The organism is Shewanella sp. LC6 (genome assembly GCF_006385735.2).
GTDB classification, from domain to species: Bacteria; Pseudomonadota; Gammaproteobacteria; order Enterobacterales; family Shewanellaceae; genus Shewanella; species Shewanella xiamenensis.
The window spans coordinates 1,380,615-1,402,082 of the sequence record NZ_CP043902.1 but is presented as its reverse complement, the minus strand read 5'-3'; the positions used below and the strand labels follow the sequence as shown (position 1 = coordinate 1,402,082).

Annotated in this window: 18 protein-coding genes; 9 read left to right on the top strand and 9 right to left on the bottom strand. The window is 45.7% G+C overall.

The window, feature by feature from the left end; all coding sequences use genetic code 11:
• Window positions 1-461: 461 nt before the first annotated feature.
• Both FJD32_RS06230 and FJD32_RS06225 read left to right on the top strand, forming a co-directional pair.
• The gene (locus FJD32_RS06230) at window positions 462-1,604 is read left to right on the top strand and encodes a histidine kinase (protein WP_140907694.1); all 1,143 of its coding nucleotides are present in this window, start codon (window positions 462-464) and stop codon (window positions 1,602-1,604) included.
• A gap of 44 nt (window positions 1,605-1,648) precedes the next feature.
• Window positions 1,649-2,329: a response regulator transcription factor gene (locus FJD32_RS06225; RefSeq protein WP_140907693.1), complete on the top strand. Its 681-nt coding sequence runs from the start codon at window positions 1,649-1,651 to the stop codon at window positions 2,327-2,329.
• 66 nt (window positions 2,330-2,395) lie between these two features.
• On the opposite strand, the gene raiA is transcribed toward FJD32_RS06225, so the two are convergent.
• Together raiA and FJD32_RS06215 are read right to left on the bottom strand one after the other, a co-directional pair.
• Window positions 2,396-2,752 carry a ribosome-associated translation inhibitor RaiA gene (gene raiA, locus FJD32_RS06220; protein WP_023266557.1) on the bottom strand — a complete coding sequence of 119 codons (357 nt, stop codon included), beginning with the start codon at window positions 2,750-2,752 and terminating at the stop codon, window positions 2,396-2,398.
• 229 nt (window positions 2,753-2,981) lie between these two features.
• Entirely contained in the window at window positions 2,982-4,550 is a 1,569-nt protein-coding gene (locus FJD32_RS06215) for a PAS domain-containing methyl-accepting chemotaxis protein (RefSeq protein WP_140907692.1), read from the bottom strand.
• A 381-nt stretch (window positions 4,551-4,931) separates the two neighbouring features.
• Here FJD32_RS06215 and FJD32_RS06210 point away from each other — a divergent pair, with 381 nt between their 5' ends.
• The 4 genes from FJD32_RS06210 to FJD32_RS06195 all read left to right on the top strand — a co-directional run bounded on the left by FJD32_RS06210 (window position 4,932) and on the right by FJD32_RS06195 (window position 7,868).
• On the top strand, window positions 4,932-5,300 hold the full coding sequence (locus FJD32_RS06210; RefSeq protein ID WP_140907691.1) for a DUF3649 domain-containing protein: 369 nt from the start codon (window positions 4,932-4,934) through the stop codon (window positions 5,298-5,300).
• A 1-nt stretch (window position 5,301) separates the two neighbouring features.
• Window positions 5,302-6,984, top strand: a complete 1,683-nt coding sequence (locus FJD32_RS06205; RefSeq protein ID WP_140907690.1) for a PepSY-associated TM helix domain-containing protein — start codon at window positions 5,302-5,304, stop codon at window positions 6,982-6,984.
• The gene (locus FJD32_RS06200) at window positions 6,981-7,331 is read left to right on the top strand and encodes a DUF3325 domain-containing protein (RefSeq protein WP_023266561.1); all 351 of its coding nucleotides are present in this window, start codon (window positions 6,981-6,983) and stop codon (window positions 7,329-7,331) included. The genes FJD32_RS06205 and FJD32_RS06200 overlap by 4 nt, the downstream gene beginning before the upstream one ends.
• 99 nt (window positions 7,332-7,430) lie before the next feature.
• Complete coding sequence (locus tag FJD32_RS06195) at window positions 7,431-7,868, top strand: OsmC family protein (protein ID WP_055647797.1); 438 nt, start codon at window positions 7,431-7,433, stop codon at window positions 7,866-7,868.
• Window positions 7,869-8,073: 205 nt separating this feature from the next.
• Here FJD32_RS06195 and FJD32_RS06190 read toward each other — a convergent pair whose 3' ends face one another.
• From FJD32_RS06190 to thrA, 5 genes are all read right to left on the bottom strand, one after another.
• A complete protein-coding gene (locus tag FJD32_RS06190) occupies window positions 8,074-11,358 on the bottom strand; it encodes a S41 family peptidase (RefSeq protein WP_140907689.1) in 3,285 nt (1,094 codons plus the stop codon).
• 195 nt (window positions 11,359-11,553) lie between these two features.
• The gene (locus tag FJD32_RS06185) at window positions 11,554-12,438 is read right to left on the bottom strand and encodes a transporter substrate-binding domain-containing protein (RefSeq protein ID WP_055647795.1); all 885 of its coding nucleotides are present in this window, start codon (window positions 12,436-12,438) and stop codon (window positions 11,554-11,556) included.
• A gap of 526 nt (window positions 12,439-12,964) precedes the next feature.
• Entirely contained in the window at window positions 12,965-14,248 is a 1,284-nt protein-coding gene (gene thrC, locus FJD32_RS06180) for a threonine synthase (RefSeq protein ID WP_140907688.1), read from the bottom strand.
• A 65-nt stretch (window positions 14,249-14,313) separates the two neighbouring features.
• The gene (gene thrB / locus FJD32_RS06175; RefSeq protein ID WP_140907687.1) at window positions 14,314-15,252 is read right to left on the bottom strand and encodes a homoserine kinase; all 939 of its coding nucleotides are present in this window, start codon (window positions 15,250-15,252) and stop codon (window positions 14,314-14,316) included.
• Window positions 15,249-17,717: a bifunctional aspartate kinase/homoserine dehydrogenase I gene (gene thrA, locus FJD32_RS06170; protein WP_140907686.1), complete on the bottom strand. Its 2,469-nt coding sequence runs from the start codon at window positions 17,715-17,717 to the stop codon at window positions 15,249-15,251. The genes thrB and thrA overlap by 4 nt, the downstream gene beginning before the upstream one ends.
• Window positions 17,718-18,360: 643 nt before the next feature.
• Here thrA and slyD point away from each other — a divergent pair.
• Both slyD and FJD32_RS06160 read left to right on the top strand, forming a co-directional pair.
• On the top strand, window positions 18,361-19,023 hold the full coding sequence (gene slyD / locus FJD32_RS06165; RefSeq protein WP_037420923.1) for a peptidylprolyl isomerase: 663 nt from the start codon (window positions 18,361-18,363) through the stop codon (window positions 19,021-19,023).
• Between the two features lie 192 nt (window positions 19,024-19,215).
• On the top strand, window positions 19,216-19,593 hold the full coding sequence (locus FJD32_RS06160) for a hypothetical protein (protein WP_037420926.1): 378 nt from the start codon (window positions 19,216-19,218) through the stop codon (window positions 19,591-19,593).
• Between the two features lie 31 nt (window positions 19,594-19,624).
• On the opposite strand, the gene trpR is transcribed toward FJD32_RS06160, so the two are convergent.
• Complete coding sequence (trpR, locus tag FJD32_RS06155) at window positions 19,625-19,900, bottom strand: trp operon repressor (protein ID WP_011073277.1); 276 nt, start codon at window positions 19,898-19,900, stop codon at window positions 19,625-19,627.
• A gap of 189 nt (window positions 19,901-20,089) precedes the next feature.
• On the opposite strand from trpR, the gene FJD32_RS06150 reads away from it, so the two are divergent.
• Complete coding sequence (locus FJD32_RS06150; protein ID WP_037420929.1) at window positions 20,090-20,539, top strand: cytochrome c; 450 nt, start codon at window positions 20,090-20,092, stop codon at window positions 20,537-20,539.
• 61 nt (window positions 20,540-20,600) lie between these two features.
• Here FJD32_RS06150 and FJD32_RS06145 read toward each other — a convergent pair whose 3' ends face one another.
• Complete coding sequence (locus FJD32_RS06145) at window positions 20,601-21,290, bottom strand: cytochrome b/b6 domain-containing protein (RefSeq protein ID WP_055647788.1); 690 nt, start codon at window positions 21,288-21,290, stop codon at window positions 20,601-20,603.
• Window positions 21,291-21,468: the final 178 nt, after the last annotated feature.

Genomic DNA, 21,468 nt, shown 5'->3' with positions numbered 1-21,468 from the left:
ATAATCATTATGGAAAATAGTTGTCACTGCCGAAAGCAGCGCCATATCCATACAATACCCACCGACCACTAACACCTGCGAGTAACAAAGCGTTACCGCATCCGGCAATTGGTATCGCAATGCCAAGGTTGCATTCCTACTATCACTAACTCATTACCTCATAGGCTAACGACACCGCCACTCCCGCTTAATAAAACAACGTAGCTTGGTTTTATCAAAAACGCTGCCCACATTGAGCTACTTCACTAAGTAATTGATTTAAAATAAATATATGACATTACTATATAGCTGGCGTTATTAGGCGTGGTTAATAAACCACATATCAGATAAAACTTCGCAAACTGAATTAAATAATTCGAATAACTTAGCGGATTAAGACTTTACCTGCGTGATAGACATAGTCTCTTATGGAATACTTGCCTTAGAATGGATGATAAATTGTGATTGAAGGAAGCAAATAGGTGCAAGGAAATCGATTAACCAAAGCAGAAACGATGCTAATTGGTGCGGGTACCCTCACTTGGGCACTTGTCGCTTGGCTGGGATTTAATCAAGATATTCAAGCCAAGCTACCCACGCTCAACAAAAGTTGCCATATAGCACTTTATACATTGTTTATATTATTGTTTTTATTGCTGACAATCTTCGAACATCCTCGTAAAAGTCTCAAGATAAATAGGCTTTTAACCATAGTACTTGTTTGCTGTACCCTCAGCTTAATGCTGTTAAGTGAGCATTCCTTGTTACCCATCTTGCTCGTAATATGGGCGTCACTGTTACCCGAGTTCTTTAGCCGCAATGCCGCGATAGGACAAATCCTGTTAGCCAATCTTAGCTATTACTTCATTCTGCACTCACACACCTCAAACAGTATTATTTTTAATGTCCTTATTTATATGGGATTCCAGCTATTTGCCTATAGTAGTAGTCAAGCGAGATTGTCTGAGCGCGAGTCTCGCCGGATACAGGAACATCTTAATCAACAACTTATCGCCACGAGAGCCTTGCTGAGTCAAACCAGCGAGCAGCAAGAAAGGTTGAGGATCTCACGGGATTTGCACGATATTCTCGGCCACCAACTCACTGCGTTATCATTGCAACTTGAGCTATTAAGTCATCAAGCACCTACGGAGCTCAAATCCACAGTCAATCAGAGTAAATCACTTGCCAAGGAATTATTAGAGAGTATCCGCGCCGTGGTTCGTGCGCAGCGGGTTAATATTGGCCTCGACTTAAAGCCTCCGCTTGATGCAATAGCAAGCCGTTTACCTAATGTTAGCTTGCGGTATAAATCATTAGTGCCGCTACAGTCGACTGAACTGGCTCAAGCCTTATTACTGGTATTGCAGGAAGGGATCAGTAATGGGGTGCGCCATGGCAAGGCCAATCAGTTCACGCTGTCGATGCAACAGCAACAAACCGAACTTATCATTCAACTTAACGATAATGGTCAAGGTATCAACCAAACCGCTTCAACAGGTATAGGGCTCAATAGCATGCAGGAAAGGTTATCAGCCTTTAATGGAAAGGTGTGTTTGCAGCCCAATGAAGATGCTCAAGGTTGTAGCCTTATTATCCGGCTGCCACAAAATACAACAATGTAAAAGACATCCCAACAAAACGGGTTACAAGGAATAAGTCGCTACTTATGGAAAAATTTCAATCGGCAATCACAACTGATAACCCATCTGCACCTCACTCTATCAAGGTGGGATTAGTGGAAGACCAACAGTTAGTTCGTCAGGGGATCGCGAGCCTAATTGCCATTTCTCAGCATATCAAGGTGACTTGGCAAGCCGAGAATGGTCAAGAAGCACTTAGGCTGCTGGAAATTGAAGCCGTAGATTTGCTATTAAGCGATATTCGCATGCCAGTGCTCGATGGTATTAGTTTGCTAAAACAGCTTCGCGCCGCACAAAATCCCTTACCAGTAATAATGTTAACCACCTTTGATGACAGCGAATTGTTTTTAAATAGCTTACATGCCGGCGCAAATGGCTTCTTATTGAAGGATGTGTCTCTGGATAAGTTACTGCATGCCATTGAAACAGTTGCCAAAGGCGAGTATCTAATAGAACCTTCAGTACTTGAACAGATGCAGCACCAATCTCCTGCGCCTCTCAACATTGCAGCTCAAACGTTGTTATCAGCTCGCGAGCAAGAGATTTTACGCTATATGGCGGGAGGGTTTTCCAATAAAGAAATCGCCGATGCAGTATTTTTGGCCGAAGGAACCGTGAAAAACCACGTTTCAACCATTTTGGCTAAGCTCAATTGCCGAGACCGTACTCAAGCAGTACTAAGAGGCTTACAAATCGGCTTAATTTAGGACGGATCACACCAACGAAAAAGGGCCTTAAAGGCCCTTTTCAATGTAATTACTGCCGCAAAAAAACTAGCGTAAATCCATCTCTTGGATAATTTCATGGGCAATAGGTGGCGTTGTGCAGGTCGGCTTTTCATGTAAATCGGCCTTTAACTGACCTTTACGGTGTTTTAGTGCAGCATCCAATTTTTTAGCTGCTGCAGCAATCGCGGGGTACATGATTTCATCCGTACCTGAGGCGGAGATGCGACTGCCTTCGTAATTTGTTCGAATTTCAACCTGAAACTCGCCATGCTCCTTAGCAATAATGATATCAAGCCCAATGAGAGTGGGGAAATGAGTGGCGATTTTTGAAAACTTTTCGTTAACGTGTTCTTTGACAGAATCAGTAACATCGACATGGTGACCAGAAAGATTAATTTTCATAGGTTGTCCCTTTTAGTGTCTTTACTTTTTTTTCGCTTCACTATTAGAGCTTGGGGCATGGCAAATAAAACACAAGCCCCCTAGACAAATATTTCGAATGAAACAGGTATTAGCAGCAGCTAAATGTGAGGCTCATCAAAGAAATGGCACAATACGGGAACGTTAAAATAAATTAACTGGTTGATTTATAACCGACAAAAAAATAAACCAACCAGTTGAATGCTAAGTGCTAATACTTACGCTGCACGCTTTGTTGCCAGAATTGCTGCGATAGGTGATGAGTTTTTGTCGATAAGCGCGAAACCTGCTCGCCCCTTGCCGCCGCATCTTGAGTCTGCTCTAAACTCTGCTGTGCCAAATCGCTGATCACATGGATAGCACGACTAATTTCCGCCGCTACAGATGTCTGTTGAGTCATTGCTGCGGCATTGTCATCACTTAAAGAGTTGATCCGAGCGATAGAGGATAACAACTCACCAAAAGCCACACTGGCATCCTGTGCTAAAGAGACTGAGCGCTTAACCTGCTCCTGTCCGGCCGTCATCGTCGATGTCGCTTTTTGCGTGCTGTCTTTAAAGCGACTGACAATTTGCTCAATTTGTGAAGTTGACTGACTGGTTCGGCTAGACAATTGCCGCACCTCATCGGCAACGACAGCAAATCCCCGGCCAGTCTCCCCAGCCCGTGCCGCTTCAATTGCCGCATTAAGCGCCAGTAGATTAGTTTGGTCGGCGATAGAGCGAATAACTTCTAACACTTGATAAATCGCTTGGCTATCCTGCTCTATGGTTTGGACGACATCTGAAAAATGGCTCACCTGCACACTCAGTTGATGGATAGCTTCGATAACAGTTTCAAGCCGTGAATGGCCGCGCTGTGCAGCCTCATGGCTGGAGACCATTTCAGATGCCGTGCGATGGATATTATCTGTTACCTCAGCAAAACTGGCACTCATTTGTTCCATTGCCGTTGCCGCCTGGGTGGTTTGCACACTCTGACTATCGGCATGCTCCCAGGTATTAGTGATGGTTTGTTTGAGATTGACGCTCTGCTCTTGTATTTCACTTGCTGAATCCGCCATCCGGCCAACAACCCCACCGATTTCAGTAATTAAAAACCGCAGAGCCAGATCAATTTTCCCGATGTCATCCTGTCTACCGGTATAAATCCCCATCGCGACGGGATCATCAATAATATGAGTAGCAACGCTAACTAATGCTTGTAATGGTTGCATAAGCTTGTACCACAATACCCAAGCAACTAAAGCCCCCACAAGTGCGGCTAATAAAGGGGAGTAACATGCCAAAAACGCCGTCGCCGCAATAGCTAAAAACATGGAGGAGAGAATTTTCCCCCGAAATCCTAATCTATCTTTTTTTAATGCTTTAGGTTGTTTACCTTGATTAATGCCTTGATAAACATCTTCAGCTGCTCTGATTTGCTCAGGTGTCGCCTGGCGACGTACTGATTGATATTCATGAATTTTGCCATCTTCATATACAGGTGCAACATAGGCATTGACCCAATAGTAACCGCCAGTTTTGGTCTTGTTTTTGACTATGCCCATCCAAGGTTTGCCGCTTTTAATTCTATCCCAAAGCATTTTAAACGCAGCGGCAGGCATATCCTCGTGACGAACGATATTGTGAGGACTCCCTTGCAACTCAGTAACGCTATATTCACTTATCTGCGAAAAGGTTTGATTAACGTACTTAATATTTCCTTTCAAATCGGTCGTAGAGAGTAGGATTGCGTTTTCAGATAGGTGTTTTTCACCTTTTTTTGAATGTGTTTGCATAGGGATATCAAAATGACTCCAAGTGAAAGTTGCAGGGGATTTTGCCAAAATGACAGAACACCTACTTTGATTAAGTTCACACTGAAAGCAGAAAATTTAACCAAATGCTAAACAAGTAAGATCAATCTCATCAATAAAACCAAACATTTGTGACATATTGCACAGGGTTACGCATAACGCGAGCTAGCACTCAAAATGCGTTAAGGATATTTTGTGCACCGCCTCAATAAATGCAAATGATATTGTTTATCATTTAAATCAACTGCGTTATAATCATCAAAACAATAGCCTGATAGCTCATTAGAATGCCCGCTGTATTCAGCTATGGCTGAATTGGCATTTGGATTAACCGTTTAATATTGACTGAAATAAGTAGCACTTATGTCACATATCCCAGCATCAAATTCCCCCCTCTCAGCGTTAGCTGTACGTCCTGTATTGGGTTATTTTCAAGCCGCCATTCGGTGGCTAAAACAAGAGCAAACTCAATTTGGTTTGCAGGTATTTGTTCGCGCGAGTGCTGCGTTATTTGCTGGCTATATTGCAGCGGCAACGCTGGCCTGTTTACTGACTCAAATACTGCCAATGTCTCGATTTGAGAGCACATTAACGGCCAATATGCTGGCATTCTTGTTTTATGCCATCGCCATTATTTATGCCTTTTGCGTGCGTAAAACCTGGCATGCGTGGCGGGATCTGATGTTATTTAGCCTCCTGTGTTTTACTCTGCTTAAGGTGTGTGGACAGTAAGATGAAAGAAACCTTTTTTAGAACCTTATCTTGGCTACACACTTGGGCGGGTTTACTCGTTTGCTGGGTATTATTGCTGATCTTTTTTGCAGGCAGCCTGAGTTATTTTCGCCATGAAATCAGCCTATGGGCTGAGCCAGAACTTCACCGCGGTACATTTCAAGACTATCAAGCAAATCAATTAATAAGCCAGCTTGATAAGGGCCAACACTATATCGAGAGTCATTCGCCAGCGGAAACACAACGCTGGTTAATAAACTTTCCGACCCAGCGCAGTCCTATGCTTAGCTTTGCTTGGCAACTGCCGCCTGAAAAAGGGCAACGTCGTGGCAAAATCGAGCAACATACGGCACTTGCTGATGGGAGTGGCGTCATCACTGACGTCCGCGATAGTCGTGGGGGTGACTTCTTCTATCGTTTACATTTCGACCTGCACTATATGCCCGCCATTACAGCGCGCTACATTGTGGGCGTCTGCACTATGTTTATGCTGATTGCCCTTATCAGCGGTATCGTTATCCATAAGCGTATCTTTAAGGATTTATTTAGTTTTCGTCAAAACAAGGGCGCACGCTCTTGGCTCGATACCCATAATGTCAGTTCTGTTATTGCGCTGCCTTATCATCTGATGATCACCTATACCGGCCTTATTACCTTGATGCTGATCTATATCCCATGGACGGTGAGCACAGCTTATCCTGAGGATAATCAAGCCTTTTTAAAAGAACTCAATCCGGCGAGACAAACCGAAAAAGCCTCGGGAATTCAGTCAGAGCAAGTGCGCTTAAGCCAACTGCTACCCCAAGTTCAGGCAGAATGGGGCGATGCGCCTATTAAGCAGGTGATTGTTTCTTATCCTAAAGATCAAAATAGCCAAGTCACCTTCTACCAAAATACTGGCAAAGAGGTCACCGACGAGTCGACAATCTTAGTCTTTAACGGTGTGACTGGTGAACTCAAATACGCCAGCCCCCATGAAGTGTCTGCCACGGTTGCCACCTACGACACTATGATGTCGCTACATACAGCGCGTTTTGCCGCGCCACTGCTACGTATTTTGTTCTTCTTCTGCGGCTTACTCGGCTGTGCCATGGTGGCCACTGGCACCTTAATGTGGGCGATTCGTCTACGCCAGAAGCAGCAAAAAACTATCGATAAAGGTGAAAAAGCAAGCTGTGGTCTGCGCTTAGTCGAAGGCTTAAACTTCATGTTTATCTTAGGCTTGCCCTTGGGAGCGGCAGCGTTTTTTTATGCCAACCGCCTGTTACCCGTCGATTTTGCGACTCGCTCTGCTTGGGAGGTTCACAGCTTCTTTATCGCCCTAGCGGCAATGGGCGTTTGGGCATTTTTCGGTAGAAGCAGACGCCATTGGCAATTGGCCTTAATGCTCATTGGAGCACTTTATTGTGCGATGCCGGTACTGAACGCATTTACCTCGCCAAGCCACTTTATTGACAATATCCGCAGCCAACAATGGGCACTGGTGGGGTTTGATATAGTCGCTCTACTACTGGGCAGTGCGATGTTATTTGCCAGTACACGACTCTCAGCTGTGGTCAAAACACTGCAAAAACCGAGTCGAAAAAATACGGCTACTGCTGAAAAAGTCAGAAGAAAACACTCAGATCCGAGTTATGCTAACGAACTTGCCTCGTCGTCTCCCTTGGAGGAAGCAAAATCATGATGCCAGAATTTATCCCTATGCTCGGCATTCTCGGGCTTAGTTATCTCTCCCTTGCGCTGTTTGCGTTAGCCAAGTTTGGCCATTTTAAGGATGTGTTTAAACGCCCTCCGTCACAATGGCAGAGCCGCCTGTTAACCCTGTTTGCTTGGCTGTTATTAATCATCAGCTTAAGCACCTGCGCCCACGGGCAAGGCTGGGCCTATGGCAGTATTCTGTTTATGGGGATCATCTCGCTAGCCGCAATGTTAGTGATTTTGACCCTAAGCTACAGCCCACGCCACCTTCCCATTGGCATAGTCACCGGCAGTGTATTGACTGGCAGCTTGCTGTTAAGTGGTGGGATCTAAGCCGTTTCACAGGTGGCGCACTAAACTGTGCGCCCCATGCTGGAGAAGTCTTTTTAGCTAAGCTATAGTGCCCTGATGTCCTGCTATGAGGAGAAAAACATGGGCTTTAACTTAACGGTGAATTGGCAAACCTCTCCAGCCGAAGAAGGCGAATTCTGCCGTGACCACAGTATTACGTTTGGCAGCGGTCAAACGATTCAGGCATCCTCAGCCCCTGAATACAAGGGCAATGCACATTTTGTCAATCCAGAGGAAAGCCTACTCGCGGCGCTGTCTTCCTGCCATATGCTGACCTTCCTCGCTATTGCGCACCTCAAACGCCTCCCCGTCGTGTCCTATGTCGATGAAGCATCTGCGGAACTAGGAAAAAATGAAGCTGGTAAACTTGCCGTCACTAAAATGATCTTAAATCCTAAGGTCGTTTTTGCTGAAGGTGTGGAAGTCACTCAGGAAACACTTGAGAAAATTCACGAAAAAGCCCATGCAAACTGCTTTATCGCTAATAGCTTAGCAACGGATATTCAAATAAAGTTTTGATGGTTATAGGCAAGTTCATGCAGATAGACTTGCCATAGACCAATTACCTTGCCGCAAAAATAACGATGAACCGTTAACCAGCACCAAATCTATAGGCAAAAAAATGGGCGTGGTCTTGGGAACTACAAGACCACGCCCTAACATTGAACAGACTCAGCTTAGCTGAATTAGCTTAAATTTCGGTTAAAAATTTACGTTAAGCCAACTACTTAGCCTTTATATCTTCCGCCATACCTTTCGCTGGCATAGGTTGCGCCTTCAATGCTGGAATAGGCTGCTTAATCAATTCATCCTTAAGATAGCTAATGGCGGTTTCGAGCTGTGCATCGTGGCCGTTAAAGGTCGCAAAGGGTAAGTTATCCACCTCGATATCCGGTGTTACACCATGACCTTCGAGTACCCAGCGACCATCCATCGCATACTGCGGATATTCGGCGACCCGCGCCATCCCTTTATCTGTGAGTGAGTTACGACCCGATAACCATACGCCAGCACCTGCGGTTTGTTTACCTATCAGCGGAGCAATCCCCAGCGCCTTGATCCCCGCCGAGAAGGTTTCACCATCTGAGTAAGTCAGCTCGTCGGTTAACACCACTAAATGCCCACGGAAAGTTTGCTGCATATTGGTATTAGGCGTGCCATGGGTTGGCTGCCAAAATGCCCAGGCGCGGCGTAACAGTTTTTCGATAATCCAACTATCAATATTGCCACCGCGGTTACGGCGAACGTCGATAATCAGACCGTCTTTATCATAATTGGTGTAAAACTCACGGGCGAAGCTCTCAATATCGCCGCCGCCCATGGCATATAAGTGCAGATAACCCATCTTGCCCTGGCTCGCCTTGGTCACGACCTCAGCATTATGATTAACCCAATCTAAATAACGTAATTGGCCATCGACCAGAGTGCTCACAGGCATCACCACGGTTTTATGGCTTTGGCTACCACGTTTAAGCTCCAGTAACACTTGCTTATCCTGTTGATTACGCAATAAGCGGGTCACATCAGCCACATTGCCCACCGGCGTGCCATTGATGGCGAGTAGCACATCGCCTTCTTTCGCATCGACTTCAATACGGCTCAAAGGTGATGCTTGGCTCGGCAGTTCGGGATCATTTCGATAAATGTGGGCAATTTTCACCCCGTCGCTAGTTTGCTGTAATCGAGCGCCTAAACTCGCGCCCTTCGCCGCGTCAGGGTCCTTCGGCAAATCACCACCACGCACCTGCGAGTGCAACGAATCTAACTCGCCCATCATCTGCATAAAGATATCGTTTAGCTCATTACGATCCGTTAAACGTGCGAGTAATGGTTGGTACTTAGCCTTGGTTGCCTGCCAATCGAGACCGCGCATTTTTTTATCGAAGAAGGAATCTCTATGCATTAACCACGCATCTTCAAACATTTGTTGCCATTCTAAGCTTGGCGAAATCGCTAATTGCCATTGGTCAGTCTGTACCTTGGCATTGTCGGTATCGCCGAGTTTATCGCCCACATCAACAATCATCAGCGACTTTTCATCACTTTGTTTACGCAGCAACAACTTTTGACCATCAGCAGAGACACTGTAGTTAGCCACATCTTCAGCAAACACTTCGACTTTAGGGCGCTGTTCAGTGAACTTAACTGTCATGAGATTAGGTTGGCTTTCGTCACCAATCGCTTGGTCGAGTACATACAAACGACCATCAATGGCGGATAGCTGGCTGTAATTACCCGAATCAACAGGTACTTGCCATAAACGCTCGCTAATTCCCGCCCAATCAATTTTTACAGGCGTCGGTTTATCTTTTGAGTCAGCTTTTTCTGCCGCCTTTGCCACTAATTCCGTTGGTTTACTGAAGGGGAACTTGGCATTCTTCACTAAGGCGATCGCAAAAATCTGGCTGCGCTTATCAAACACTGGCCCCATATTGCGGTCACCCCAAGGTGAACTTGGCGTTGCGGTAAACTGGCGATTGGAGAGGAAATATAACCACTGGCCATCACTACTAAAAGTCGGTGAATAGGATTCATACTTGTCACTGGTGAGTGCTTGGGCCTTATTCTCATCCACCGAATAGAGTACGATTTGTGGCCTTTGCTTGCCGATTTCAGCTTTGGTTAGCGCGATAAAACGACTGTCACTAGACCAGCGAATATCAGCGTAGGGACCAAGTCCCTCACCGTTGCTGATGATTTTTTGGTTTGTATTTTTCTTTAAATCCAATAGCCACACATTACCGTCGTTATCGTCATGGGCAAGATAACGACCATCGCTTGACTGACTCAGCGACATTCTAAAAGTATGACCATCTTTAGTAAGCTGTTTAGCACCACTGCTGCCATCGGCAGGAAATTGCCAAATTTCCTGTTGGCCGCTCATATCGCTGATGGCGTAAACCGACTTGCCGTCCTGACTCAGAATGGCATTGCGTACCCGATAAGTGCCAGGAAGCGCGACTTGCACTAACCGCGAGCCATCAGTCCCAGCAATCGCCACATGACTGCGGGCGGTAATCACCACTTTATCGCCAGCAAGGGCAAGATTAGCGGAGGTCGCATAATCCATCGGATCTTTTACCCAATGTTCGCGACGTTGGGCAAAATCGGAGGTTAATTCAATATCTAATAATGAGTCTTTAGCGGAGGCGATATCAAAAACATGAATATCTGCGCCCAACTGGAACACCACTTTGCCTTGATCCATACGGGCAGCGCGCATTTGCCAATCTTTATACTGAGTCAACTGTTTAGCATCACTGCCATCAAGCGCCATTGACCAGAGATTGTCATTACCATCGCTATCGCTAATAAAATAGAGTCTGTCTTGCCATAGCATAGGTTGGCGGACCGAGCCTTGGTGCTGCTTGCTAAGTAATTGTGCCTCGTCTTTACCACCCAGTTTAAAGCGCCATAATTCGCCCTTAGCGCCGCCGCGATATACTTTTGCATTATCGCCCGTCACCTGCAGGCCGAAACGGGTAAAATAGACATACTGATTATTGGCATCGATCACCCCTTCCACCGCATCGGCAAGTGGTAAGTCGGTCGTCGCCAAGGTTTCAGGGTTCACCAGTCGCAGCATCCAATTATTCGCGGGGCCAAAGCCAGTGTCGGTGGAATAAAGCACCTCTCCTTTACTGGTCCACCCTTGCACGCGCACTCGGCTATTTTCAAAACTCACTCGTTTTGCAACACCGCCCGTCACAGGAATAACATAGACCTCACTCGCGCCCTCGTAATTGGCCACATAGGCCACCCATTTACCATCGGCAGACATTGCCGCGCCCAGTTCTTCAGCTGGCAAGGTAGTCAAGCGCGTCGCCGCCTTTTGGCCTAGGGTTTGCGTCCACAGATCCCCTTCAGCGGTAAACACTAAGGTCTGGTCATGCAACGCTGGCGCGCGGTAATAACCTTGATTGCTAGTCGATTGTGCTGCAAATACCTGCGCTGCAGACAAAGTGCCAAGGGCGAGCATGCAGCAGGCAACGGAGTGACGAAGTTTCATGTGTAATCTCTATCCTATTGTTATTGTTAGCAATGGACTTTCAAGTGGGCAAAATTCACCAATAATGACCCAAAGTCTAACCCAGTAACCCAACAAGCTAGCAGAAATTGATAGAGAGAGCAGTAACTTAAAATAAGAGATGTTTTAGCAAATGTGTCATAGACTTACCATTTTGCATACTCATTAGAATAGCGCTTATCTTGCTATATCAAACGTTAATAACCCAGCATACAAGCGATAAAATGGACCATGTTGATTGCTGATTTTCGATTGCTGTGCCAGCGAAATTTGCTGCCATTTATAGACAATTCGCGCAATTTCACCATTGATTGTTAACGCCTTAATGGCACGATTAAATTGCGCTAACTGTAGGGGAGACATACTCTGCTTACTTAGCATTAAGTGTATCGGATTATGGTCCAATATCGGTTTAAGTGCTGATAACCTGATCCCTTGGTGTTGACTCGCAATATAGGGCATCGCTATAGCATCCCCAATCATCAGATCCGCTCTGTCATAAGTGAGCATTTGCACTGATTTGTCGACATCAGGACTCAGTATCAATAAGTTTTCCAGTGCTAAACGTTCTCGAGTGTTCTCATAATCGGCACCATACCAACCACTGATTGGCACTAATAGCCGCAACTTTTGAGTAAAAATATCCTGCCATCGTTCTAACTTAACATTGTCTTTGTTTTCATCTAATACGAATAAGCGCACTTCTTCATCACGGTAGGGATCTGAAAAAAATGAATATTCTTCACGCTCGACGGTTTTTGTAGCACCCATCATTATATCTAGTGAGCCACTTTTCAGCATTTGATGTGAACGCTTCGCAGGGACATTGATAAAGTTAATCTCACATCCCAAAAACTCAGCAAACGCGCGCAGTAATTCAACATCCAGTCCTTGAGCCTCCCCCTGCATATCTTGCCAGGCATAGGGAGGCCAATCGTTATAACCGACTTTAATGGGATTCGAACAAGCGGAAGCATTCGCTTCGGATGGAACACTCCAAGCGGGGAAAATAAAAATATATAACAGCAAGATATGGCTAAACTGAAAAATGCACTTTGGCATTATCGTTGCCCCGTCGCGAGTTATTCTTCGATGATTTTACGGCTTAATGCTCAGTTTTTACGGCTTAATGCTATGTAAGCTACTACGGCTTATTTATGACTCGATCTAAGCTTAGTCGGCATCCCAACTTGATGCCATCAAGTTGCTCTGTACAGTCCATTGGTCGAACTAGCGTGAACAATAATAAAAACATCTATACAAAAGGAGTCAAACGACTCCCTTTGTATTTCATCAAGTTCCTGTTTATCGTCGTTTAAAAGATTAGGGCGTGTTGACGTTTCAGGGTTATTTTTGCAGCAATTTGGCTGATGTTTATGCAAGGCAAAGTCAGTGCTGTGTAGCATTCTACATAAACGGACGATAACGCAGCAGAAACTTCAGCCAAGTGCTGCCCAAAGGGTTCGTCTGGCAAGCACTTGCTCTTTGTCACTCGTCATTTGAGTAGAATAACTACACTTCATTCCTCGCTTCGTGAGCATGAGCTTGCCAGAACGAACAAAATTTAATCTCGAAACGTCAACATGCCCTATTTTAATACCGCAAATAAATGGTTTTTTAGCTGGGCAAAATCAGCTGCTAATTCAGCCGATAATATTGTTTTGTGCTCTACCGCTTTTAATTCAGGCGGAAGGGGTAAGTTAAGGGCAAGCTCCCTGTCGACCACATCCTTAAACTTAGCGGGATGAGCCGTACCTAAAAATATCCCCACTTCACCAGGCACTAAGTTAAGGGTTAACGCTTTAGCGGCAATCGCTGCATGGGGCTCAGATACATAACCTTTAGCATAAAGATCTGCCAACGCCTCCGAGGTTTGCACCTCTGACAGGCGAATCCCCACTAAGTCTGCCAATGGCCAACCGAGTTTCTCGCAAATAGCTTCAACGCGCGGCCAGTTACTTGGCTCGCTCACATCCATCGCATTGGACATAGTGGCTTGAGTGGGATTAGGCTGCCAATCGCCACTCTCTAAATAGCGTGGCACAGTGTCATTCGCATTAGTGGCGGCAATAAAACGTTTAACGGGTAACCCCATGGCTTTAGCAAACAAACCCGCGGTGAGATTACCAAAATTACCACTGGGCACGGCAATCACAGGATCGGCCTTATGACGCTGTTTTGACTGAGCAACCGCTTCGAAGTAATAACAAATCTGTGCCAGTAAGCGACTGATGTTGATAGAGTTAGCCGAGTTTAAATGCAAACCATCTCGCACATCGCTATCTTCAAATGCCTGTTTGACTAAGTGCTGGCAAGCATCGAAATCTGACTCAACCGCGACTGTGTGGATGTTCTTGCCTAAGGTGGTGAACATCTTTTCCTGTAGCTCACTGATCTTGCCCTTAGGATAAAGCACCACAACATTGACTTTATCTAGGCCGTAAAAGGCATCGGCCACAGCCGCCCCAGTGTCACCCGAGGTCGCGGTTAGAATGGTTAAGCGCGAGTCATGGGCAAAGGCATTGATGCATTGCGCCATAAAGCGCGCACCAAAATCCTTGAATGCTAAAGTTGGCCCATGGAAAAGCTCAAGGCACGAGCGCTGGTCATCGACCGCCACCAAGGGCAAATCGAAATTAAAGGCACGCTCGACCAGTTTATCTACCGCGTCTTGTCCAAGCTCTGAGGCAAGCCAAGCGCCGAGCACTTTTTTACTGCGCTCGACAAAAGGCATCGCCAGCAGCGCCTCGATGTCGTGCAACACTGGGATTTGAGTAGGAAAAAACAGCCCTCTGTCTTTACCAAGTCCTAATTGCACCGCTTCTTTAAAGCTCACTTTCTGCGAAGGGTGTTTTAAATTATATAGTTTCATGCTCACTCGACCTTATCTGCCAAACCTTTAAGGCTTGGGCTTAATGCTTTTAAAAGTAAGAAAAATTAATCGACTCGGCGCGTGCCTTGCTCATCGAGGCGGCACACATGGGCAAAGCCCCCCGCTTCGGTCAGATAATGAGCCTCTAACCACGCCTTAGCGGCGTTAGCGATCGCGAGATCGTCAGTCACAGAAAACAGGGTTGGCCCACTGCCCGAGATGCCAGTAGTTAACATGCCTAATTCGGCGAGCGCTGCTCTGGCATTGTCATAACCCGGAATCGCCGCCGCGCGGTAAGGTTCAGCCAATACATCCTTTAATACTTGAATCGCAAGCTTGGCGTTTTGCTGATAAGAGGCGTGCACAAAAGCACTCAAATAACGCCCAAAATCGATGGCCACAGACTTATCGTATTGTTCTGGCATGAGTTTACGCATCATGGCCGTTGAGAGTGAAATCCCAGGATACGCCACCACCCAATACCATTGTTTAAAACTGGGAATAGCCTCACAGATAGCGCCGGGTACATTGAGCATCAGCTGCATACCGCCCAAATAACAGGGCGCGACGTTGTCGTAATGCACGCTTCCGCTAATCTTGCCCTCAAATTCGCCCATGAGTTCGAGTAGCGCTTGCTTATCGTATGGACGCTCAAAATGCTCGTTAAGCGCGTAAAGCGCTGCAACCACTGAACTGGCGCTCGAACCTAAGCCACTGCCGACGGGCAAGTTTTTTTCTAGGGTTAATGCCACGCCTTGGTTTTCTTTCCCAAGGGCTTTTAAGAAAAACACCGCGCATTGATGGACGATATTCTCCTCGGGATTGCTGGGTAACTTATGCGCCCAAGCTCCCACTTGAGTGAGACTCACCCCAGCATCCGCCGCCGCAATCGTGACTCTATCGCCGAGTAAACTGCCATCAATGGGCGCAAGTGCAGCGCCCAATAAATCAAAACCCACACCCACATTACCCATAGAGGCGGGAGCGTAAATGGTCAAACTCATACACTCACCTCACGAGTCCAATTTAAGGTTCTTAATACATCGGCAAAGGCACCTGCCGCAGTCACTTCTGTGCCCGCACCATAACCACGTAGCACAAAGGGAATCGGCTGATAATAACGGCTGTAGAATGCCAAGGCGTTTTCACCGCCTTTTACGCTATAAAGTGGATCGGTAACATCGACTTCGGTGATACGCACATAACACGCGCCTTCTTCAATCTGCCCGACATAACGCAGCACTTTACCCTGCGCTTTCGCCTCCGCCACTCGCGCCGCAATCGCCGCATCAGCCTCGGGTAAACGCGCCATAAAACTTTCCACATCGCCTGAATCATCAAAACCTGCGGGTAAGACTGAGTCGACAACAATATCATTTAGTTCAAGTTTCAAACCCACTTCACGGGCCAAAATCAGTACCTTACGCGCCACATCCATGCCACTTAAATCATCGCGAGGATCAGGTTCAGTAAAGCATTTTTCCCGCGCCAGTTTAGTCGCCTCAGAAAGTGACATCCCCTCATCAAGTTTACCGAAGATAAAGGATAAGGAGCCTGACAAAATGCCATTAAACTTGTGCAATTTATCACCGGCGAATAACAGTTTTTTCAAGTTATCGATAACGGGTAATCCTGCGCCCACGTTGGTCTCATACAGAAACTGCCGACGTTGCTTTAATGCTGTTTGACGCAAAGCTTGGTAATAGGCGTAATCGCGAGTGTTAGCCTTTTTATTTGGCGTCACAACGTGCATGCCCGCGTTCATCACCTCTAAATACTGGTTCGATACTTGATCGCTTGAAGTACAATCCACCAGCACAGGGTTTAATAACTGTTGCTCTTTCACCCACGCCAATAGCGCAGATAAATCGCTTGGCTGCTGACTGTCGGCAAGCAGGTTTTGCCAATTGTTTAAATCAATACCCGCACTATCGAGTAACATCTTGCTTGAATTGACGATACCGCAGACACGAATGCTAATGTGCTGCTCTTTTAGCACGCTCGCCTGTTGTTTGATCTGCTCCAGTAAGCCTGCGCCAACGTTACCGCACCCCACTAAAAACACATCTAAATACTGCTGCACATCGAAAAAGCCCTGATGACAGGCTGCAACCGCATGTTTGGTCTTTCGCTGCTCAATCACAGTTGAAATAGAACGTTCAGAAGAGCCTTGGGCAATCGCGATAATATTCACACTCGCCTGTGCTAATGCTTGGAAAAACCGCGCCGCCACACCTTTATGGGTACGCATGCCATCGCCAATTAACGAGACAATGGCTAAGTCATGGCGCATTGCAATCGGTTCTAGCAAGTCACTTTTAATTTCTAACTCAAACTCTTGCTCAAGCGCCGATTTCACCTTGGCGGACTCACTGGTCGCCACACAAAAACTGATGCTGTATTCGCAAGAACTCTGGGTGATGAGTGACACAGAAACGCCACTACGGGAAATTGCAGCCAGTGTGCGACTCGCCATGCCGACCATGCCTTTCATACCAGGGCCTGATACATCAAACATGGTTTGATTATCCAGATTAGAAATGGCCTTCACCTGCAAACCGCTTTCATCGGCCTGATTCGATACCAGAGTGCCGGGCGCATCGGGATTAAAGCTGTTTTTGATATAACAGGGGATGTGGAACTGGGCGATAGGCGCAATAGTTTTAGGATGCAGCACCTTAGCCCCAAAGTAAGACAGCTCCATCGCCTCTTGATAACTGAGCTGTGACAACAACTTAGCATCGGTAACAACCCGAGGATCGGTATTGTATACGCCGTCAACGTCGGTCCAAATCTCGCAGCTTGAAGCATCTAAACAAGCGGCCAGCACGGCAGCAGAGTAATCAGAACCGTTACGGCCTAAGGTCACAACCTTGCCGTCTTCATCGGCGGCGGTAAAGCCGGGCATCACCCAAACCCGCTTCTCATCGAGGGCAAGATTTTTAAATCGCGGTTTGCTGACGGCAATATCGACCACGGATTCTAGCGGACGACCACGGCCTAAAAATAGTTCACGTGGGTCTAGCTGCGCCGAAGTAATGCCTTTTGCCAGCATGACTTGCTCCATCAACGCAGCAGACAAACGCTCACCCGCAACCACGATCTCGGCGCGCACCCCGTCAGGGCATTCCTGCAACAGCGTAATACCGCGTAATCTGTCATGCCAACGTGCAAGCTGCGCGCTTAGTCCGGCGAACAGCACTTCGCTCTGGCTACTAGAGAGTCCAGAACTGACCGCATCCTGATAGAGCGAGGTAAACACCCGCTCAACGTGTTGAATGACTGGTGAATAATCTTCCCCTTTCACCGCCACATCGACCATTTCAAGCAGAGCGTTTGTCACTGTTGCAGGCGCAGAGAGCACTGTCGCGACTGGCTCAGCTTTCGCTGCCTTGGCCACAATATCCGCCGCCATTGAAAATCGCTGCCAATTTGCAAGCGAGGTACCACCAAATTTCATCACTTTCATCTTGATCTCCTGTACCGCGCCCGACTAAGAAACATAAGCTAAAAACAAAAAAGCCCGCTTCTTTGTGGGAAGCGGGCTCGTCGTTAAAATTCTTTAGGGTGTATCAGCCCGCCCCCACTCTGGTTGTAGTGGTGGTTGTAATAATGGTAATTACTACGAAACCAAGGCTATGCATACGTTTAGACTTATCTATGTCAATGTGATGTTAAACAGAATTGCCTTTTTCACCTAACCTTGTCAACCCCCAAACTGGATTATTTATGCACAAATCTTTCACTTGAGTAAATTAGTGATTCAAGATTAATAAATATCAAGTTTTCATAGGCTAAAAATACGTTTTCATCAATACAAAACTGTTTACGTAAACGTAATGCTAGACAATTACAATCAATTTAACCTATTAAAAAATAAATAATTTATAATGATATTTTTTCATCATTCGAAAATTAAAGCATTTCAGTCTGTTTCCACACATAACAAAGGGCAACTCATAAAAAACCACAATTCATCTTTTGTATCGTCATTAATCTCAGTAAATCGAACTCACAAAAAGCTGTGCGATATCTAACATAAGCAACTTCAAATTATCGCCAGCACCCTAAAAGCGCGTTATTATGCGCGCACATTCCGAACCGGAGGCGATATGAAGATCACCCAACACAGCGCGGTAACCATTCATTACCGTTTATCAGATCAAGAAGGCAGACTTTTAGAAGACTCTTTTGATGCCGAACCAATGTTGTATCTGCATGGTACAGAAAACCTAATCCCAGGATTAGAAGCCGCATTAGAAGGTAAAATTAAGGGCGAAAAACTGGACGTGACGATCAGTGCCGAAGAGGCCTATGGTCCGTACCATGATGGCCTTCGCCAGGCAGTACCATTAGAAGCATTTGGTGATATCGAAGACATCGTGCCAGGTATGCGCTTTATTGCAGAAACTGAAATGGGCCAGCGTCCAGTTCAAGTCATCGAAGTTAAAGATGATGTTGTGATTGTTGATGGCAACCATCCATTAGCAGGCCAAGCACTCAGCTTTAGCATTGAAGTCATCGATGTACGTGAAGCGACAGCTGAAGAAATTGCCCATGGACATATTCATGCACACGGCGGATGTGGCAGTCATGGACACAGCCATGAACATGACCATGGCGGCGGATGCTGTGGTGGCTCAGGTCATGATGTTGGTGGCTGCTGCGGGGGTTCTGATGACCATGGGCATCACCACCATGACCATGATCACGAAGCTTGTGACACACCTAAAGCGGGATGTGATGGCAACGGTGGCTGCGGCTGCCGCGGCTAATGTAGGTTCACAAGCCTAATAGCCCTCCCAGAGGAGCTGATAAAAAAGCACTTCCTTAAATAAGGAGGTGCTTTTTTTATCGCCAAATGATTATAATCAGCAGGTAAATAGGGAAGTTTAAAATCAAACAGCATTTTCAGCTGAAAAAACAATATTTTCAAATCGATATAAACATCACGCAACGGAGTGCATATGTTAGCAAAACCAGTATATGAAGTTTTACCCTTTGGCTATATGGTACTAGGCTGTTTAAGCTTTATGCTGCTAGAACCTGATTATGCGCTGATTGCTGCTCTTGTTGTGTTTGTTTTGGGCGCCAGAATTTACAATTTACGTTCTCAAAATCGCCGAACCGATCCTGTAAAACGCCGAAAATCTGGATATCTACCTAAGACAATTTACGATTTATTGCCTTTTATTTATCTCTTTTCTGCCTTAGCTATTTTTAAATTTTTCCCTAAAAATCTTTATCCTTTGCTGGCCATTATGTTACTCAGTTATAGTTTTTATATTCTCGTTAGACGCTCCATCCACCGCCGACATAAAATACCGACAACTCCCCAGTTTTAATCAAATATCTAGTCCAATGGAGCCCAAATAATTAACTGATAAGCTGTTGGATTTTATCCCTATGGCTGGGTGCCATATTCTTTAAATAGTTAGAACAACGGGTAATAGTCGCAATACTCACCTGATACTCGGCAGCAATTTGTCTCTGGCTCATTTCTCCATTTAGCAATAGCTGGAAGACTTTTAGCCGACCGGCAATAGCGCTGCGCTCTTCCTCGGTCAGCAATAAATGAAACAATACCGACAGCTCTTCATAATTCCCATGGCTCAAAATTTTTTCTAATACTAAGTCCCAATTGGCTCGCATAATCGCCCCATAAGTATTGTTTAAGCATTACAACGGCAGTTTAGCAGATTTACTCTGCCGGCAAATAACTTGTTACGTTTATCCCTCTTATCTAGACAAAAACTGACAAATTTGCTTCTAGTACATTGAGTTAATTTGTGTACAATAGCAGAGCAATGTCACACTTCGACGCTAATTTGTGAGAATACGATGAAAAAATTACTCCTAACTCTCGTTGCCGGTACCTTATTGGCTTCAACTGCTCAAGCACACAATTTTGAAGATGCAAAAGATGCGATTCAATATCGCCAATCTGGATTCAGCTTAATTGCTTATAACTTTGGTGATATGGGCGCCATGATGAAAGGTAAAAAGCCTTTCGATGCTGAAACCTTTGCGATGCGCGCAAAAAATGTCGCTGCGCTTTCACACATCCCTTTCGAAGGCTTTATTGAAGGTTCAGATAAAGGCGATACCGAAGCCCTAGCCAAAGTATGGCAAGACAAGGCTGACTTTGACGCTAAGATGAAAACCTTCCAAGAAAATGCTGCAATTTTAGCGACTGTTGCTCAGAAAGGTGACCAAGCTGAAATCAAGCAAGCCTTTATGGATACAGGCAAGAGCTGTAAAGGCTGCCATGACGTTTACAAAAAAGATTAATGTTCTCGTAATCGCTTGTAAAAAGCCTGCAATATGCAGGCTTTTTACTCCTGAGCATTCGCTAAAGCACTTGCACTACAGGCCACATCAAATAAGTAAATACAACCCCTGCGATGATTAACAGCAGGATTAATGCCAGCCACAGTGATTTAAAAACCAACTGAGACTCTAACTTTGCGTACTCAAGCTTAGATACACGCTTGTAACCGCTAACCATCGCACCTACTAACTTGTCACCTTTAAGCGCGTGCACAATAACCGCCAACACATGCACGGCAGTTAAGGCTAAGATCAGGTTAAAATTCATCTTATGTAACCAAGTGAGAAACGAACCCGTATCAGCACTCACATAGCTGTATAGCGGACCTTCGGTAAACACATCATCCGTAGCAAACAGTCCAGTAATTAGCTGTAAGCTAATAATGGCAATCAACACAATTACCATATAACCGCCCATAGGATTATGTCCTAATACCACAGACACGCCCTTTGATCGAACTTCGTTTAAATACTCAAACACAACCCTAGGGTGGTGCACGAAGTGGCTAAATCTGGCTGTATCACTGCCAATTAAGCCCCACAAAAGACGAAAGCCAATCAAGATCAACAGACTATAAGCAAAGATCTGGTGCCATTGCATTTCGCCCACTTCGGCGCTCCACCACAATAAGGCCATTAGGGCCACCATGCCCCAGTGAAAAAAGCGTATGGGTAAATCCCAGACCTTAACTTTGATATGTTCGGTTTCCATAATACCTGCCACTCGACGAAACAATGAAATAAGTGAAGGTATTTTATCGGGATCTAATGAAAAACTTAAAGTAAAGATAGGTAAATGATAGGAAAGACTGCAGAGTTATCCCATCAAATATGGCCTGTTCTGATAGCCAATACAAGCCTTTTTGGCTAAGAATCACCGAGATTTGTCT

Bases quoted from the DNA above. Each gene is read 5' to 3' on its own strand.
- FJD32_RS06225 (WP_140907693.1), top strand. From the start codon at position 1,649: ATGGAAAAATTTCAATCGGCAATCACAACTGATAACCCATCTGCACCT.
- raiA (WP_023266557.1), bottom strand. From the start codon at position 2,752: ATGAAAATTAATCTTTCTGGTCACCATGTCGATGTTACTGATTCTGTC.
- FJD32_RS06215 (WP_140907692.1), bottom strand. From the start codon at position 4,550: ATGCAAACACATTCAAAAAAAGGTGAAAAACACCTATCTGAAAACGCA.
- FJD32_RS06210 (WP_140907691.1), top strand. From the start codon at position 4,932: ATGTCACATATCCCAGCATCAAATTCCCCCCTCTCAGCGTTAGCTGTA.
- FJD32_RS06205 (WP_140907690.1), top strand. From the start codon at position 5,302: ATGAAAGAAACCTTTTTTAGAACCTTATCTTGGCTACACACTTGGGCG.
- FJD32_RS06200 (WP_023266561.1), top strand. From the start codon at position 6,981: ATGATGCCAGAATTTATCCCTATGCTCGGCATTCTCGGGCTTAGTTAT.
- FJD32_RS06195 (WP_055647797.1), top strand. From the start codon at position 7,431: ATGGGCTTTAACTTAACGGTGAATTGGCAAACCTCTCCAGCCGAAGAA.
- FJD32_RS06190 (WP_140907689.1), bottom strand. From the start codon at position 11,358: ATGAAACTTCGTCACTCCGTTGCCTGCTGCATGCTCGCCCTTGGCACT.
- FJD32_RS06185 (WP_055647795.1), bottom strand. From the start codon at position 12,438: ATGCCAAAGTGCATTTTTCAGTTTAGCCATATCTTGCTGTTATATATT.
- thrC (WP_140907688.1), bottom strand. From the start codon at position 14,248: ATGAAACTATATAATTTAAAACACCCTTCGCAGAAAGTGAGCTTTAAA.
- thrB (WP_140907687.1), bottom strand. From the start codon at position 15,252: ATGAGTTTGACCATTTACGCTCCCGCCTCTATGGGTAATGTGGGTGTG.
- thrA (WP_140907686.1), bottom strand. From the start codon at position 17,717: ATGAAAGTGATGAAATTTGGTGGTACCTCGCTTGCAAATTGGCAGCGA.
- slyD (WP_037420923.1), top strand. From the start codon at position 18,361: ATGAAGATCACCCAACACAGCGCGGTAACCATTCATTACCGTTTATCA.
- FJD32_RS06160 (WP_037420926.1), top strand. From the start codon at position 19,216: ATGTTAGCAAAACCAGTATATGAAGTTTTACCCTTTGGCTATATGGTA.
- trpR (WP_011073277.1), bottom strand. From the start codon at position 19,900: ATGCGAGCCAATTGGGACTTAGTATTAGAAAAAATTTTGAGCCATGGG.
- FJD32_RS06150 (WP_037420929.1), top strand. From the start codon at position 20,090: ATGAAAAAATTACTCCTAACTCTCGTTGCCGGTACCTTATTGGCTTCA.
- FJD32_RS06145 (WP_055647788.1), bottom strand. From the start codon at position 21,290: ATGGAAACCGAACATATCAAAGTTAAGGTCTGGGATTTACCCATACGC.